Genomic DNA, 14,375 nt, shown 5'->3' on the forward strand with positions numbered 1-14,375 from the left:
GTCTGCCCGTCGTGTGGAGGCTGCCATGACGGTGGACGCCCACCACCACGTGTGGGACCTGTCGGTCCGCGACCAGGGGTGGATCACCGGCCCGGCACCGAGTTCGCCGCGCCGCGACTTCCGTGTGCCGGGGGAGTGCCTGGCGCCGGCCGGGGGGCACGACTGTCCGAGGGCGGACGCCGGTCTGCCCGTCGTGTGGAGGCTGCCATGACGGTGGACGCCCACCACCACGTGTGGGACCTGTCGGTCCGCGACCAGGGGTGGATCACCGGCCCGGCGCTCCGGCCGCTGCGCCGGGACTTCCGCGTGCCGGACCTCGAACCCCTGGCCCGCGCGGCGGGCGTGGACCGCACCGTCCTGGTGCAGACGGTCACCGTCGCGGAGGAGACCCCGGAGTTCCTGACGCTGGCCGAGGAGCACGAGCTGATCGCGGGCGTCGTCGGCTGGATGGACCTCACCCGGCCCGACGTGGCCGAGGAACTGGCCCGGCTGCGCGAACTGCCCGGCGGCCGGTACCTGAAGGGCATCCGCCACCAGGTCCAGTCCGAGCCCGATCCGCGGTGGCTGCTGCGCCCGGACGTGCGCCGCGGCCTGGCCGCCGTCGCCGAGGCGGGCCTCGCCTACGACCTGATCGTCCTGCCCCACCAGCTCCCGGCCTGCGTCGAGGCGGCCGAGTCGCTCCCCGGGCTCATCTTCGTGCTGGACCACCTGGGCAAGCCGCCCATCGCCTCCGGCGCCCTCGAGCCCTGGGCGTCGGCCCTGCGGTCGCTCGCCGCACTCCCCAACACCGTCGCCAAACTCTCCGGCCTGCTCACCGAGGCCGGCCCCGCCTCCCGGACCGCCGCGGGCCTGCGCCCCTACACGGACGTGGCCCTGTCCGCCTTCGGCCCCGACCGGCTGATGTCCGGCTCGGACTGGCCCGTGTGCACCCTGGCGGCCACCTACGAGGAGGCACTCGCCATGGTGAGGGAGGTGACGGCCGGCCTGAGCGCGTCCGAACGCTCCGCGGTCCACGAGACCACCGCCACCCGCGTCTACGACCTCTGAGCCACCCCCGCCAGCCGCGTCGGCGGCAGATACTCCCGCACGAACGTCCGCTCCCAGCACGTGCCCGTCTCCCGCAGCTCCCGCCAGGTGGTGTAGCGGTAGCGGAAGAGACGGGCGCGGACATGGCGCGGGGGCTCGCCGGGCGGGAAGGGGGAGCGGCGCAGCAGCCTGAGGGTGTCGGGGTCGTTCTCCAGCAGCCGCTCCACCAGGCCGCCGAACCACGCCCCCGCGTACCCGGGCGACAGCGCGGCGAACCACATCAGCCAGTCCAGGCGCAGATGGTAGGGCGCGAACTGGCGCGGCCAGCGCCCGGGATCACCCGGCTTGCCCTTGAACTCGTACTCCCGCCAGCCCGAATCCTCCCGCGGTACGGCGTCGAGCGTGCCCTCCACCACCACCTCGTACCGGAACCGGCTGACGCTGCCGAACGCGCCGTAGGTGTTCACCAGGTGCAGCGGGTCGAAGGAGCGGTTCATCACCTGGCCGCGCGAGACCATGTTCACCACCGGACGGTAGCTGAGGAACACCAGCAGCGCGGCGACGGCCAGCACCACGATCTCGTACCACAGGGGCGCCGCGGGCACGGACGGCGGACGCGTGGGGAACCGCACCGCGGACAGGGCCACCACGATGGTGATCCAGTTCAGCCAGGCGAAGTTGCCGGACAGCACCAGCCACAGCTGGGTGACGATCATCAGGGCGGCGGCGGCCGTCGCCACGGGCTGCGGAGCGAACAGCACCACGGGCACCACCAGTTGGGTGAAGTGGTTGGCGGCCACCTCCACCCGGTGCAGGGGCCGGGGCAGATGGTGGAAGAACCAGCTCAGCGGCCCCGGCATCGGCTGGGTCTCGTGGTGGTAGTCCAGACAGGTCAGCTTCCGCCAGCAGGCGTCCCCGCGCATCTTGATCAGACCGGCGCCGAACTCCACCCGGAACAGCACCCAGCGCAGCAGGAAGAGCACCACGACCGGCGGGGCGACCTCGTCGTTGCCGAGGAGGACGGCCAGGAAACCGACCTCCAGCAGCAGCGACTCCCAGCCGAACGCGTACCAGGTCTGGCCCACGTTGACGATGGACAGATACAGCGCCCACGGCACCAGCCACAGCAGCATGCCGCCCCACAGCGGCAGTTGGGAGTCGAGGCCGGCGAGCAGCGCCGCCGAGACGGCACAGCCCGTCCAGGCGCAGGCCGCGAAGAGGCGGTCCGAGTAGCGCAGCTGGAACAGGCTCGGGGCACGCCAAAACGGCACCCGCTCGACGAACCGGGGGATCGGCAGCATGCCGCGCTCGCCCAGCAGGGCCCGGAACTGCAGGGCCGCGCCGAGGAACGCGACGAGGTACACGGCGGCCAGCGCCCGCTGGAAGACCAGCCGGCTCAGCCAGTACTCGGGTGCGGTGAACCAGTTCACGGCCGTGCGCTCCTCCCTCCACGGTGGACGCCCCGGATGCCCGTCACTCCGTGTACCGCACGCCGGCGGTTGCGTAACCCGGCCGATCCCGGCGGTCACCCCACTCGAAGAATCGGCCGAATGCTGGCAAGGTGGCTCCATGGCTCACCGGGGCGCGAGCGCCCTGCCACTCCCGGACGACTGGACCGCCCATCCGGATCCGATCCTGGCGCTCAACCACATGGGCACCTTCGACTGGGACCTGGACACCGGTCTGTTCCACATGGACGCCCAGGCGCACGAGGTCTTCGACATCCTGCCCGAGGAGTACGACGGCCGTCCTCAGACCCTCGCCAGCCGGGTGCCCCCGCCGGAGTCCGGCCAGCTGGACGCCGTGGTGGCCCAGGCCATCAAGGACGGCAGCGAGAACTACGGCGCGTACTTCCGGCTGCGCTGCCGCGACGGCAGCCGGCGCTGGACGCACACCCAGGGCTACATCCGGCGCGACGAGACCGGCCGCCCGCGCCGGGTCGTCGGCATCGTCCGGGACGCCACCCAGGAGCTGGCTCAGAGCGAGGCCCGCAGCCTGCGCGCCGCCCAGGACGCGGCGGTGCGGCGGCAGACCGGCGTCGTACAGGTGATCACCGCGGCCCTCTCGCACGCCCGCAGCGTCCAGGACGTCATCGACGTCCTCAAGGACAGCCACGGCGTCCGCCACCTCGGCGCGACCAGCCTGGTCATGGGCCTGGTGGAGGCCGGCCGGATCCGGATGGTCGCCGAGGGGCCGGAGACCGGCATCGTGCCCGGCACCAGCATCACCCGGATCGACGAGCCCTACCCCATGAGCGAGGTCGTACGGACCCTCGCCCCGCGCTTCATCGAGTCCCCGGAGGAGTTCGCCGAGGGCTACCCGATCCTGTGGCCGCACATCACCGACCTGAGGATCACCTCCGCCGCCTATCTGCCCCTGATCGCGCAGGCCCGCCCGATCGGCGCGATGGGACTGCTCTACGGCGACCGGCGCGGCTTCTCCGACGAGGAGCGCACCGTCCTGGTCGCCCTCGGCAGCAGCATCGCCCAGAGCCTGCAGCGGGCCATGCTGTACGAGGAGGAGAAGGACCTCGCCCAGGGCCTCCAGCAGGCGATGCTGCCGCGCACCATTCCCAGCGTGGCCGGGGCGGACGTGGCGGTCCGCTACCGCTCGGCGTCGCTCGGCCGGGACATCGGCGGCGACTGGTACGACCTCATCCCGCTGCCCGGCGGCCGGGTCGGCGCGGTCATCGGCGACGTGCAGGGACACGACACGCACGCGGCGGCCGTCATGGGGCAGCTGCGCATCGTGCTGCGCGCGTACGCCGCCGAGGGGCACACCCCGGCCACCGTGATGGCCCGTGCCTCCGGCTTCCTGCACGAACTCGACACGGACCGCTTCGCCACCTGCCTGTACGCGGAGGCCGACCTCGCCACCGGCGTGGTCCAGATGGTCCGGGCCGGCCACATCGACCCGCTGATCCGGCACACCGACGGGTCCTGCCGCCGGGTGTCCGTCGACGGCGGCCTGCCGCTCGGCCTGTCCGCCGAGTTCGGCCGCCTGGAGTACCCGGTGTCCACCGTCGAGCTCGACCCCGGCCAGACCCTGCTGCTGTGCACCGACGGACTCGTCGAACAGCCCGGCGCCGACCTCGACGACGGGCTGCGCACCCTGACCGCGCTCATCGAGGCGGGCCCGGACGACGTGCGCGACCTCGCCGGCCTGCTCATCGACGTGGCCGAGGAACGCGGCGGCGAGGACGACGTGGCCCTGCTCCTGCTGCGCCGCCGTGGCCGGGACCTCCCGCGCACCGGCGGCCGGCTCCAGCAGCACGTGGCCCCCGGCGACCCCGAGGCCCTCCGCCTCGCCCGGCACATGATCCGCGCCGCGGTCCGCGCCTGGGGCGTCGGCGAACGCGCCGACGAGATCGAACTGGTCGCCGACGAACTGATCACCAACGCCCTGATGCACACCGAGGGCTCCGCGATCGTCACCCTGCGCGTCCTCAGCGGCATCGACCGCCGGCTGCGTGTCGAGGTCGAGGATTCCTCCAGCGCCCTGCCCCGCCGCCGCGACGCCGGTGAATCCGGGGTCTCCGGCCGCGGCCTGCTTCTGGTCGACCGCCTCGCCGACGCCTGGGGCGTGGAGGCGCGCGGCGGCGGCAAATGCGTCTGGTGCGAGTTCACGGTGCCGGAGCGGCCCTGACCGCACGGGCCCGGGATGCCGCCCGCCGGTCGGCCGGCTCACCGGCGCGTGGGGCCCGGAGGCGCGGGTCCGGGCCGGAGTGGAGCTGACCCCGCGGGTCGCGGATGGCACTCTGGACGTATGCCGGAACTGCCCGAGGTCGAGGCGTTGAAGGACTTCCTGGTCGAGCGGCTGGTCGGTCACGAGGTGGTGCGGGTGCTGCCCGTGGCGATCAGCGTGCTGAAGACGTACGAGCCGCCGCTCACCGCTCTCGAGGGCCGTGAGGTCACCGCGGTGCGGCGGCACGGCAAGTTCCTGGACATCGCGACGGACGGCGGCCCCCGCCTCGTCACCCACCTGGCCCGCGCCGGCTGGCTCCAGTGGAAGGACCGGCTCCCCGACGGGCCGCCCCGCCCCGGCAAGGGCCCCCTCGCGCTGCGCGTGGCCCTGGCGACCGGCGAGGGCTTCGATCTCATCGAGGCCGGCACGCAGAAGCGGCTCGCGGTGTACGTCGTACACGATCCGCAGGAGGTCCCGGGCATCGCCCGCCTCGGTCCTGACCCGCTCGCCGACGACTTCGACGCCGGCCGGCTCGCCGCCCTGCTGAAGGGCGAGCGGCGACAGCTGAAGGGCGCTCTGCGCGACCAGAGCCTGATCGCCGGTGTGGGCAACGCCTACAGCGACGAGATCCTGCACGCGGCCCGCATGTCCCCCTTCAAGCCGACCGCCTCCCTGACCCCGGACGAGGTGCGCACCCTTCACACGGCCCTGCGTACCACCCTCACCGAGGCGGTCGAACGCTCCCGGGGTCTGGCCGCCGGCCGGCTGAAGGCGGAGAAGAAGAGCGGCCTGAGGGTGCACGGCCGCACCGGCGAGCCCTGCCCGGTCTGCGGCGACACCATCCGGGAGGTCTCCTTCAGCGACTCCTCGCTCCAGTACTGCCCCACCTGCCAGACGGGCGGCAAGCCACTCGCGGACCGCAGGATGTCACGGCTGCTGAAGTAGCCGCCCGCACGCCCGCACAGGGCCTACCCGGCGTCCAGCGTCAGCAGCTTCTCGCCCGCCGCGGTGCGCACCTCGTAGGTGGCGACCTCGTCCATGTGCATCGAGGAGCCGCCCTCGACGGTGGCCATGTCGGCGCCGTGGCCGGCCTGGGACCAGCTGGTGATGACCTGCTCCGAGCCGTCACGGCCGACGGCGATGAGACGGCAGGACCGGGAGCCGACCCCGTCCTTGACCTTCAGCTGCACGTCGCTGCCGTGTTCGTCGTTCTTGACCGTGACCTGGGCCCACACACCCGAGTGCGCGTCGGTCGCCGCCATGACCTGAGCCGTGGCGCCCTCGGCGCCGCTCGCCTGGCTCGCGTACAGGGCGATCGAGGAACCGGCCACGGCGAACACCACCGAGGCGGCCAGGCCGTACAGGAAGCGCCGGCGGCCGGCCCGCCGCCGGGTGGACACCGCGGCCAGCAGGCTGTCCAGCATCCGGGGCCCGGGCTGCGCCATGGGGTGCACGAAGCGCGGGGTCGCCCGCCGGTACAGCAGCAACTGCCGGGCCGCGGGCCCAAATTCGGTCACGTGTGCCGCGCACTGGGGGCACTCCATGAGGTGGTCCTCGAAGCGGAAAGCCTCCGCCTCGTCGAGCACGCCGAGCGCGTAAGCGCCGACGTCGCGATGCCGTTCCAGGGACCTCATGCCGAATCCTCATGCCGATGGGTGCGGGTGGGGTTACTCCTTGCTCCCACCCGTACGCACCGGACAGAGGAATCACTCAAGGCGCGTACAGAATCGTAACCAACGGATTCGTAACGGCCGGGCACGCGGATTGGTCCGTCTTCGAAAAAAGTTCAGAAGATCTGGATGGCCAGGTGACCGAGGGGCAGACCGAGCCGCCACGCGGGCGTCCAGACCTTCGGTCCGTCGTCCTCCGAGACCATCGGCCCGCCGCCCGGCACCGCGTCCAGATCGGGTGCGAGCAGCTCGGTCTCCTCCAGCCACCGCCAGGCGTCCGCGGCCAGCGCCAGGTCCGGCGACGGGGTGTCCGCCCCGGCCGTCTCGGCGGCGAGCTGCGCCATGCGCTCGCGCACCCAGTCCTGCCACGGCTGGTCGTACGCCGTCAGCGACAGCCAGGTCTCCAGCTGGGAGACGACCCGGATGCCGGAGAGCTCGCCGTCGGTGTCGGACAGGAAGATGGTCAGCGCCAGCGCCTCCCGGCCGGCCCGGAACTCGAAGGACGTCGGCGGCATCAGGTCCCCGGTCCGCAGCAGCTCGTCGGCGATGTACTCGGCGTACAGCCAAGCCATGGGGACGGTCAGTTCACCGCCGCCGGCGCCGGGCGTGCCCTCTTGGCCTCTGTGCAGCATCCCTTCCTGCCTTCCTCCGGTACGTGCGGTACGTGCGCGCGTCGCCCGAACCCCCAGTCCGGAACACGGATGAAGACAGCTGATTGCTCAACCGGGGTCCTCAGCAAGGCGCTTTACGAAGGTTTTGCTCTACGGAGGTTTCATCGCAGGTCGGCCGCGTACCCCGGAAGCACCCGGCGCAGGGCGCGCAGCGCGTAATACGCGCGGGACTTCACGGTACCGGGCGGAATCCCGAGGGCCTGCGCGGCCTCCGCAACACTCGCCCCTTGGAAATACACGAGCACCAGGACTTCACGGTGCTCCGGAGTGAGTGTCTTCACAGCCTCGCGCACATCGAGCATCGCGGCAGCCCTATCGGCGTGGTCGCCGATCACCCGGGCGTTCTCCAGCACCGCGTCGCCGACCTCCGGCGGCCGTGCCTGCCGGGCCCGGCGGGCGTCGATGGCGAGCCGCCGGCCCACGGTCAGCAGCCAGGGCCGTACGGAGTCGAAGTCGTCGGCGCGCAGCGCCTCGGGATGCTGCCAGGCGCGTACCAGGGTCTCCTGTACGAGGTCCTCGGCACGCTGCCGGTCCCCGTCGCACAGCCGCAGCAGCAGCGCGAAGAGCGGTCGGCCGTGCTCGCGCTGGAGCGCGGCGAGCTCGTGCTCGGCGGTCGTCGTCCCGGTGGGCAGGGTGGTTCCGGCCGTCATGGCCGTATGGCACCGCAGGGTCCGGCCCGGGGACAGGGGGCGCACGGGGATCTGCGACGGACGGTCGATCGCGTCGGTGAACGGTTCGCTGAACGGTCCGCTCCGCTGCCGTCGTGACACCGGACGGGTCAATGAGGGTGCCGGAGCTGTTTGCGATGCCATCCAGCTTCGTACCTATTTATCTGCATTATCTGTAAATGCGATAACCCTGGGGTGAACTGATGATCGCACTCAGACGGCAGGTGGCCCTGGCCCTGACCGCGCTCCTCGCAGGGGGCGCTGCCTGCCAGTCCCAGTTGCGCAGCGAGCCGAGGCCGCCGGCCCCGTCGGCACGGCCGGGACGGCCCGCGCCGCCCGCCGCGGCGCCCGGCTTCACCCTGGTCGCCTCCGGCGCCGTCCTGCCGGACCGTGCCGCCGTCGACCGGGCCCGCTTCGACGCCCGCGGCACCGGCCACGACTTCCGCCCGATGCTGGCCGGCGCCCAAGGCGCCGTCGACACGGCCGACCTGGCCCTGTGTCACCTTCAGACCGTCCAGGGCGCCGAGCCCGGCACCGGCGGACGTCCCGCCTTCGAAACCCCGCCGGAGCTGGCCGGGGCGCTCGTCGCCACCGGTTACGACAGCTGCTCCACCGCCTCCGACCACGCCACCGACGGCGGCCCCGCCGCCATCCGGCGCACCCTGGACGCCCTGGACAAGGCAGGCCTGCGCCACACCGGGACCGCGCGCACCGAGGCCGAGGCGCGCACCCTCACGATCCTGCGCGCGGGCCCGGCGAAGGTCGCCCATCTCGCGTACACGTACGCCACCGACGCCGTCCGGCTGCCCCCGGGACAGCCTTGGGCCGTCGATCTGGTCGACCTCATCGACGACGACCGCGTCCTCGCCGACGCCCGTGCCGCCCGGCGGGCCGGCGCCGACGTGGTCGTCGTCTCCGTGCACTGGGGCACCGCGGGGCAGGGCGCCCCCGACCAGCGGCAGCTCGCCCTCGCCAAGCGGCTCACCGCCGCGCGCACGGGCGGCCGCCCCGCCATCGACCTCGTCCTCGGCACCGGCGCCCACGTCCCGCAGGCCTACGAGAAGGTCAACGGCACCTGGGTGGCCTACGGCCTCGGCGACCAGGTCACCGGCGCCCCGCCGGACGACAGGAACGCCCGCAACCGGAGTGGCAACGAGTCCACCCTCGGCCGCTTCACCTTCACCCCGCCGGCCCGCCCCGGCGGCCGCTGGGAGGTCACCCGCGCCGAGTTCGTCCCGCAGATGTACGACCTCGACGCCGGCCGGGTGGTCGACCTCGGCCAGGCGATCGCCGGCGGCGCCGACCTGACCGGCGTGCGCGACGAGATCCGCGACACGGTGCTCGCCCGCGGCGGGGCGAAGGACGGCCTGCGGATGGGCCGGTGACACCGCTGTCGGGTCACCCCTGTCGGGTCAGTCCTGCGCCGGCGTACTCCGCGCCAGTGCCGAACGCCGGTACGAATAGCTGAAGTAGATCACGCAGCCCACCACGAACCACACGGCGAACCGCACCCACGTCTGCCACTGGAGGAACGTGATCAGCCAGATCGAGAAGACGACCCCCAGCGCCGGCACGAACGGCATCCACGGTGTGCGGAAGCCGCGCGGCAGGTCCGGCTGCCGGTAGCGCAGCACGACGACCGCGGTGCACACCACCACGAACGCCAGCAGGATGCCGATGTTGGTCAGCTCGGCCGCCTGCCCGATCGGGACGAACCCGGCGATCAGGGCCGACGCCGCTCCGACGATCCACGTGACCCGGGTCGGCACGTGCCGCGTCGGGTGCGTCTTGGCGAACCACTGGGGCAGCAGCCCGTCGCGGGACATGGAGAACCAGACCCGGGTGACACCCAGCATGAAGGTGAACATCACCGTGAGGATGCCGATGATCGCACCCACCGCGATCACGTCCGCCAGCCCGCTCAGCCCCACCGACTTGAACGCCGTGGAGAAGCCGCTCTCCGGGTCGATGTCCTTGTAGTTCTGCATCCCGGTCAGCACCAGGCAGGCCGCCACGTACAGGACCATCGAGATCGCCAGCGAGTAGATGATCGCCTTCGGCATGTGCCGCTGGGCGTCCCGCGACTCCTCGGCCGCCGTCGACATCGCGTCGTAGCCGAAGACCGCGAAGAACACGGTCGCCGCACCCGTGAACGCCCCGCTGATCCCGAACGGGAAGAACGGGTGGTAGTTCGCGGAGTTGATGTGGAACACGCCGACCCCGATCACCACCAGCACCACCAGCACCTTCAGCGCCACCACGAACGTCTCGAAGCGGGCCGCGCTGCGGATGCCCTGGGTCAGCAGCCAGGCGATGAGCAGGCACAGGATCGCGGCGAACAGGTCGACCCGGTGCCCGGGCCCGGTTCCCGGCGCTCCCAGCATCCAGGCGGGCAGGTGCGCGCCCAACTCCTCGACCAGGAAGCCGAAGTACCCGGAGATGCCGATCGCCACCACCGCCACGATCGCGGTGTACTCCAGCAGCAGGTCCCAGCCGATGAACCAGCCCGCGAACTCGCCGAGCACCGCGTAACCGTAGGTGTAGGCCGAGCCCGCCTTCGGGATCAGCCCGGCGAACTCGGCGTACGACAGGGCGGCGCAGGCGCTGGCGACACCGGCGATGAGGAAGGAGACCAGCACCGCGGGCCCCGCCGTGCCGTTGGCCACCGTGCCGGCCAGGGTGAAGATGCCGGCGCCGATGATGCCGCCCACGCCGATCGCGGTGAGCTGCCACAGGCCGAGCGATCTGTCGAGGCGGGGGCCCTCGCCGAGCTCGGTCTCCTCGATGTGTTCGATGGGTTTGCGACGGAGAATGCCTTCACCCGCGCGGAGCCTGGCCATGCGCCTCACCTCTTCGCCCACCGTAACGGCTGACGGCGGATCATGATGGCTCAGCGGCGCGCAGGAGTGAACCCCCCGCGCACGGATGCGTCGGGATCCGCCCACACCGGCGTCCAGACCTCGCCCCGCGGGCGGCCGGGCGGCCGGGCGGCCAGATGGGCACGCAGCGCGGCCAGCCCGGGGTGCGGGTTGGCGGCGGCCCACAGCAGGGAGTGCGGGTAGACGGGAGCCGGGTCGATGAGGGGGATGCGTCTGAGGTCGTGCTCGGCGGGCCGGACCAGACGGGTCCGCTCGCCCACGAGGGTGGCCGGCGCCCCGGAGCCGGCGAGCGCGTCGAGCACCGCCCCGGTGAAGTTGGGGCCGGCGGAGTCGATGGTCAGGCCGAACTCGGCGGCGAGGGAGGCGTAGTAGGCGGCCCACTCGGTGCCGTCCACGATTCCCGGCATCCAGATCCGGTGCCCGGCCAGCTCCCCGGGCGTGACCGAGCGGAGGCCGGCCAGGGCGTGCCCCGGGCCGGTGAGCAACTGGATCGGCTCGTCGTACACCCGGGCGGCCTCGACACCGGCGGGCAGGGGCCGGCCGGGCATGGTGACGGCGCGGAAGGACGCGTCGACCGCGCCGGAGCGCAGGGCCGTGAGCGCCGAGTCCACGTCGAAGAGCGTGACGACGTCGAGGGCGATGTCCGGGTGCGCCTCGTGGAAACCGCGCAGCAGCTCCGCGGGGGCGAGCCGCGCGCCGATGACGTCGACCCGCAGGGCGCGCCGCCCCGGCCGCACGGAGGCGGCGGCCCGTTCCTCGGCCAGCAGCAACTCGCGGGCGTGCGGCAGGAAGGCCTCGCCGTCGACGGTCAGGGCGGCACCCCGGGCGGTCCGGGAGAACAGCCGCACGCCCAGCTCCTTCTCCAGCGCGGCGATCCGCTTGGAGACGGCCTGCTGGGTGACCGCGAGCACCGCCGCCGCCTCCTGGAACTGCCCCGAGTCGGCCACGGTGACGAAGGTGCGCACGGCTTTGAGGTCCACGCCGTCACCGTACAACCCATGGTTGTGGCAGCTGGTCCCGGAAGTTGTTTGATCCGGCGGCCACCTGCCCGATTTCATGTCCCGGGGCTACGGGGAGGTTACGCATGGGACGGCGGTTCGGGTGGCTGTGGGCCGCGTACTCGGTGAGTGCGGTGGGCACCTGGCTCGCCTTCGACGCGTTCTCGGTGATCGCGGTCCTGGTGCTGCACGCCGGGTCCGCCGAGGTGGCGCTGCTCGCCGCGACCGGGCCGGCCGTGGGCGCCGTGCTGGCGGTGCCGCTCGGGCCGTGGGTGGAGTTCCGGCGCAAGCGGCCGGTGATGATGGGGATGGACCTGGTCAGGTTCGCCGCACTGCTGACGATCCCCGCCGCCTACGCGCTCGGCGGGCTCGGCCTCGGTCAGCTGCTGCTCGTCTCCGTGATCGTCGCGGCCACCGACATCACCTTCAACGCGGCCTCCGGCGCCTTCCTGAAGAGCCTCGTACCGGCCGACCGGCTGCTCACCGCGAACGCCCGGTTCGAGTCCACGAACTGGACCGCCCTGGTCCTCGGACCGCCCCTCGGCGGCGCCGCGATCGGCCTGTTCGGCCCGGTCACGACGGTCGTGGCGAACGCGGTCAGCTTTCTGCTGTCGGCGCTCGGCCTCCGGGCCGTCGGCGGCGGCGAGCCACGCCCCGAGCGCAGGACCGCGGAACGCCTGCGGGCCGCCGATCTGCTCGACGGCTGGCGGCACATCCTCACCAGCCCGGCCCTTCGGCCGCTGTTCTTCAACAACCTCGCGGCCAACGCCCTGATCATGGTCGCCACACCGCCGCTGGCCGTCCTCATGCTCGGCCCGCTCGGCTTCGCCCCCTGGCAGTACGGCCTCGCCTTCGCCGTGCCCTGCCTGGGCGGACTGCTCGGCTCCCGGCTGGCCCGGCCGCTCGTCGCCCGCCACGGGCAGCTGCGGGTGCTGCGCGCCGCGGGCACCCTGCGCGCCGTCTGGCCCCTCGGGCTGGCCTTCGTCCGGCCCGGGCTGCCCGGACTGCTGCTGGTGATGGCCGTCGAGCTCGGGGTGATCACCTGCTCGGGCGTCTACAGCCCGGTGTACGCCACCCGCCGCCTGGAGTGCACCCCCGACGACCGGATCGTCCGCACCCTGTCCGCCTGGTCGGTCACCGGCAAGGCCACGACAGCCGCCCTGACGGCACTGTGGGGCCTGCCGGCCGCCCTCACCGGCCCGCGCACCGCCGTCGCCCTCGCCGGCGTACTGCTCCTCGCGACCCCGCCACTGCTGTGGCTGGGCCCGCGAGAGCCCCGAGAGGCTACGGAACGACCGTCACCGGCCAGCGTCCCGCCTTCACCAGCCGGATCGCCACCGAGCCGATGATGCGGTGGCCGGCCTGTTCCGAGGCGCCGACGACCACGGCGTCGGCCTTGAGGTCGTCCGCCGCCTTCACCAGGCCGTTGAAGGGGTCGCCGCGGAAGGTGTGGAACTCCCAGCGGACGTCGTAGATGCCCTTGACGCGCTCCGCCGCCTCCCGGATCTGGGTGGCCAGGTCCTCGGCGATCTCGTCGGTCGTCTCCGACACCGGCACCCCGAGGGCCGCGCCCGCCGCCATCACCGGCTGTACGTACACGACCGCGAGCAGGGCGTGCTGCCGCCGCGCGAGACCGCCCGCGTAGGCGGCGGCCCGGAGCGAGGACTCGGAGCCGTCCACGCCGGCGACGATGACCTTGGGCCCGTCCGTGCCCCGTTCGAACTGGTGGGAGTGCTGTTCCGTCACGGCTGCGAGGCTATCGGAACCCGTGTGGCACGCCGGTGCCGGAGTCCGGTGCCGGGCTGTCACCGGGTCACGCGTTCGGCCGGGCCCGGCTGCGCCGGGCGAGTGCTTTCGTGCCGCCGCACCGGTGTCGTCGTGGTGTGCCGACGGCGTCCGGGCGACTGATGAGTCATGACGAAGGACCAGTTGCTCACGCGCCGCCAGGCTCTCCTCGCCGGCGCCGCCGTCGTGGGGGCCGCGGGGACGGCCGGACTGTTCATCGCGGGGACGGGCGGGGAGGAACCCGTACGGGCCGGAGCCGGTGCCGGTCCCGCCGCCGGCCCGCAGGCGCGCGCCGCGCTCAAGCCGTCCGCCTACCGCCTCCAGCCGCTGACCGGGGACGCGCCGCCGCGCGCCCGGCCCGGACGGCTCGCCGTGCGCACCGAACCCATCATGGACTTCCCCGTACGCGGCCGGTCCATGGTGCTGACCTTCGACGACGGTCCGGACCCCGACTACACCCCGCACATCCTGGACACGCTGGCGAAGTACGACGTCCGCGCGATGTTCTTCGTGTGCGGTGAGATGGCCGTCGACAACAGGGAACTGCTGGCGCGGATGGCCGACGACGGGCACATCGTGGGCAACCACACCTGGACCCACCCGCAGCTCACCCTGCTGAAGCGGGCGGAGATCCGGGACGAGATGGAGCGCACCAGCGACGTCATCGAGGACGCCTACGGCGAGCGCCCCCAGTGGTTCCGCGCCCCCTACGGCGCCTGGAACCGCGCGGCCTTCCAGCTGGAGGCCGAGATGGGCATGGAGCCGCTCGCCTGGACGGTCGACAGCCGGGACTGGACGACCCCCGGCACCCGCACCGTGGTCGACCGGGTCGAGAGCGGCGCCGGCCCCGGCGTCGTGGTCCTCTCCCACGACGCCGGGGGCGACCGCTCGCAGAGCGTCCAGGCGCTGCGCACGTATCTGCCGTACCTCCTGGACTCCGGCTACCACATCACCGTCCCCCGCCGGCGCCGCGGCTGACCGGACGCGCCCGGTG

Annotated in this window: 13 protein-coding genes and 1 pseudogene; 7 read left to right on the forward strand and 7 right to left on the reverse strand. The window is 72.9% G+C overall.

Features of this window, described 5'->3' with window-relative positions; all coding sequences use genetic code 11:
* Together ACH45E_RS29945 and ACH45E_RS29950 are read left to right on the forward strand one after the other, a co-directional pair.
* Nucleotides 1-211 (forward strand): annotated as a pseudogene (locus ACH45E_RS29945) (hypothetical protein); the annotation flags it as partial.
* A complete protein-coding gene (locus tag ACH45E_RS29950; RefSeq protein ID WP_361452385.1) occupies nucleotides 208-1,047 on the forward strand; it encodes an amidohydrolase family protein in 840 nt (279 codons plus the stop codon). The pseudogene ACH45E_RS29945 and the gene ACH45E_RS29950, both read left to right, overlap by 4 nt.
* On the opposite strand, the gene ACH45E_RS29955 is transcribed toward ACH45E_RS29950, so the two are convergent.
* On the reverse strand, nucleotides 1,035-2,456 hold the full coding sequence (locus ACH45E_RS29955; RefSeq protein WP_361452388.1) for a lipase maturation factor family protein: 1,422 nt from the start codon (nucleotides 2,454-2,456) through the stop codon (nucleotides 1,035-1,037). The two genes, ACH45E_RS29950 and ACH45E_RS29955, sit on opposite strands and share 13 nt — an antisense overlap.
* Nucleotides 2,457-2,595: 139 nt before the next feature.
* On the opposite strand from ACH45E_RS29955, the gene ACH45E_RS29960 reads away from it, so the two are divergent.
* Both ACH45E_RS29960 and ACH45E_RS29965 read left to right on the forward strand, forming a co-directional pair.
* Entirely contained in the window at nucleotides 2,596-4,671 is a 2,076-nt protein-coding gene (locus tag ACH45E_RS29960) for a SpoIIE family protein phosphatase (protein ID WP_361452391.1), read from the forward strand.
* 120 nt (nucleotides 4,672-4,791) lie between these two features.
* Nucleotides 4,792-5,655: a DNA-formamidopyrimidine glycosylase family protein gene (locus ACH45E_RS29965; protein WP_361452394.1), complete on the forward strand. Its 864-nt coding sequence runs from the start codon at nucleotides 4,792-4,794 to the stop codon at nucleotides 5,653-5,655.
* 23 nt (nucleotides 5,656-5,678) lie between these two features.
* Here the strand turns inward: ACH45E_RS29965 and ACH45E_RS29970 are convergent, their stop codons facing one another.
* The 3 genes from ACH45E_RS29970 to ACH45E_RS29980 form a co-directional block, all read right to left on the reverse strand.
* Nucleotides 5,679-6,344: a zf-HC2 domain-containing protein gene (locus ACH45E_RS29970; RefSeq protein WP_361452397.1), complete on the reverse strand. Its 666-nt coding sequence runs from the start codon at nucleotides 6,342-6,344 to the stop codon at nucleotides 5,679-5,681.
* 152 nt (nucleotides 6,345-6,496) lie between these two features.
* A complete protein-coding gene (locus tag ACH45E_RS29975) occupies nucleotides 6,497-7,012 on the reverse strand; it encodes a hypothetical protein (RefSeq protein ID WP_361452400.1) in 516 nt (171 codons plus the stop codon).
* Nucleotides 7,013-7,152: 140 nt separating this feature from the next.
* On the reverse strand, nucleotides 7,153-7,701 hold the full coding sequence (locus ACH45E_RS29980) for a sigma-70 family RNA polymerase sigma factor (protein WP_361452403.1): 549 nt from the start codon (nucleotides 7,699-7,701) through the stop codon (nucleotides 7,153-7,155).
* Between the two features lie 221 nt (nucleotides 7,702-7,922).
* Between ACH45E_RS29980 and ACH45E_RS29985 the strand changes: the two genes are divergently transcribed.
* Entirely contained in the window at nucleotides 7,923-9,104 is a 1,182-nt protein-coding gene (locus ACH45E_RS29985; protein ID WP_361452406.1) for a CapA family protein, read from the forward strand.
* 27 nt (nucleotides 9,105-9,131) lie between these two features.
* Here the strand turns inward: ACH45E_RS29985 and ACH45E_RS29990 are convergent, their stop codons facing one another.
* Both ACH45E_RS29990 and ACH45E_RS29995 read right to left on the reverse strand, forming a co-directional pair.
* A complete protein-coding gene (locus tag ACH45E_RS29990) occupies nucleotides 9,132-10,559 on the reverse strand; it encodes an amino acid permease (RefSeq protein WP_361452409.1) in 1,428 nt (475 codons plus the stop codon).
* A gap of 50 nt (nucleotides 10,560-10,609) precedes the next feature.
* On the reverse strand, nucleotides 10,610-11,578 hold the full coding sequence (locus tag ACH45E_RS29995; RefSeq protein WP_361452412.1) for a LysR family transcriptional regulator: 969 nt from the start codon (nucleotides 11,576-11,578) through the stop codon (nucleotides 10,610-10,612).
* A 104-nt stretch (nucleotides 11,579-11,682) separates the two neighbouring features.
* On the opposite strand from ACH45E_RS29995, the gene ACH45E_RS30000 reads away from it, so the two are divergent.
* On the forward strand, nucleotides 11,683-12,945 hold the full coding sequence (locus ACH45E_RS30000) for an MFS transporter (RefSeq protein ID WP_361452415.1): 1,263 nt from the start codon (nucleotides 11,683-11,685) through the stop codon (nucleotides 12,943-12,945).
* Here ACH45E_RS30000 and ACH45E_RS30005 read toward each other — a convergent pair.
* On the reverse strand, nucleotides 12,881-13,342 hold the full coding sequence (locus ACH45E_RS30005) for a universal stress protein (RefSeq protein WP_361452418.1): 462 nt from the start codon (nucleotides 13,340-13,342) through the stop codon (nucleotides 12,881-12,883). The two genes, ACH45E_RS30000 and ACH45E_RS30005, sit on opposite strands and share 65 nt — an antisense overlap.
* A 168-nt stretch (nucleotides 13,343-13,510) precedes the next feature.
* Here ACH45E_RS30005 and ACH45E_RS30010 point away from each other — a divergent pair, with 168 nt between their 5' ends.
* Nucleotides 13,511-14,359 (forward strand): polysaccharide deacetylase family protein, encoded by an 849-nt coding sequence (locus tag ACH45E_RS30010; protein WP_361452421.1) that lies wholly within the window; start codon nucleotides 13,511-13,513, stop codon nucleotides 14,357-14,359.
* Nucleotides 14,360-14,375 lie beyond the last annotated feature (16 nt).

This window comes from Streptomyces sp. NPDC020299, assembly GCF_044387825.1.
Lineage (GTDB): Bacteria > Actinomycetota > Actinomycetes > Streptomycetales > Streptomycetaceae > Streptomyces.

Bases quoted from the DNA above. Each gene is read 5' to 3' on its own strand.
- ACH45E_RS29985 (WP_361452406.1), top strand. From the start codon at position 7,923: ATGATCGCACTCAGACGGCAGGTGGCCCTGGCCCTGACCGCGCTCCTC.
- ACH45E_RS29975 (WP_361452400.1), bottom strand. From the start codon at position 7,012: ATGCTGCACAGAGGCCAAGAGGGCACGCCCGGCGCCGGCGGCGGTGAA.
- ACH45E_RS29960 (WP_361452391.1), top strand. From the start codon at position 2,596: ATGGCTCACCGGGGCGCGAGCGCCCTGCCACTCCCGGACGACTGGACC.
- ACH45E_RS29970 (WP_361452397.1), bottom strand. From the start codon at position 6,344: ATGAGGTCCCTGGAACGGCATCGCGACGTCGGCGCTTACGCGCTCGGC.
- ACH45E_RS29950 (WP_361452385.1), top strand. From the start codon at position 208: ATGACGGTGGACGCCCACCACCACGTGTGGGACCTGTCGGTCCGCGAC.
- ACH45E_RS30010 (WP_361452421.1), top strand. From the start codon at position 13,511: ATGACGAAGGACCAGTTGCTCACGCGCCGCCAGGCTCTCCTCGCCGGC.
- ACH45E_RS29965 (WP_361452394.1), top strand. From the start codon at position 4,792: ATGCCGGAACTGCCCGAGGTCGAGGCGTTGAAGGACTTCCTGGTCGAG.
- ACH45E_RS29980 (WP_361452403.1), bottom strand. From the start codon at position 7,701: ATGACGGCCGGAACCACCCTGCCCACCGGGACGACGACCGCCGAGCAC.
- ACH45E_RS29990 (WP_361452409.1), bottom strand. From the start codon at position 10,559: ATGGCCAGGCTCCGCGCGGGTGAAGGCATTCTCCGTCGCAAACCCATC.
- ACH45E_RS30000 (WP_361452415.1), top strand. From the start codon at position 11,683: ATGGGACGGCGGTTCGGGTGGCTGTGGGCCGCGTACTCGGTGAGTGCG.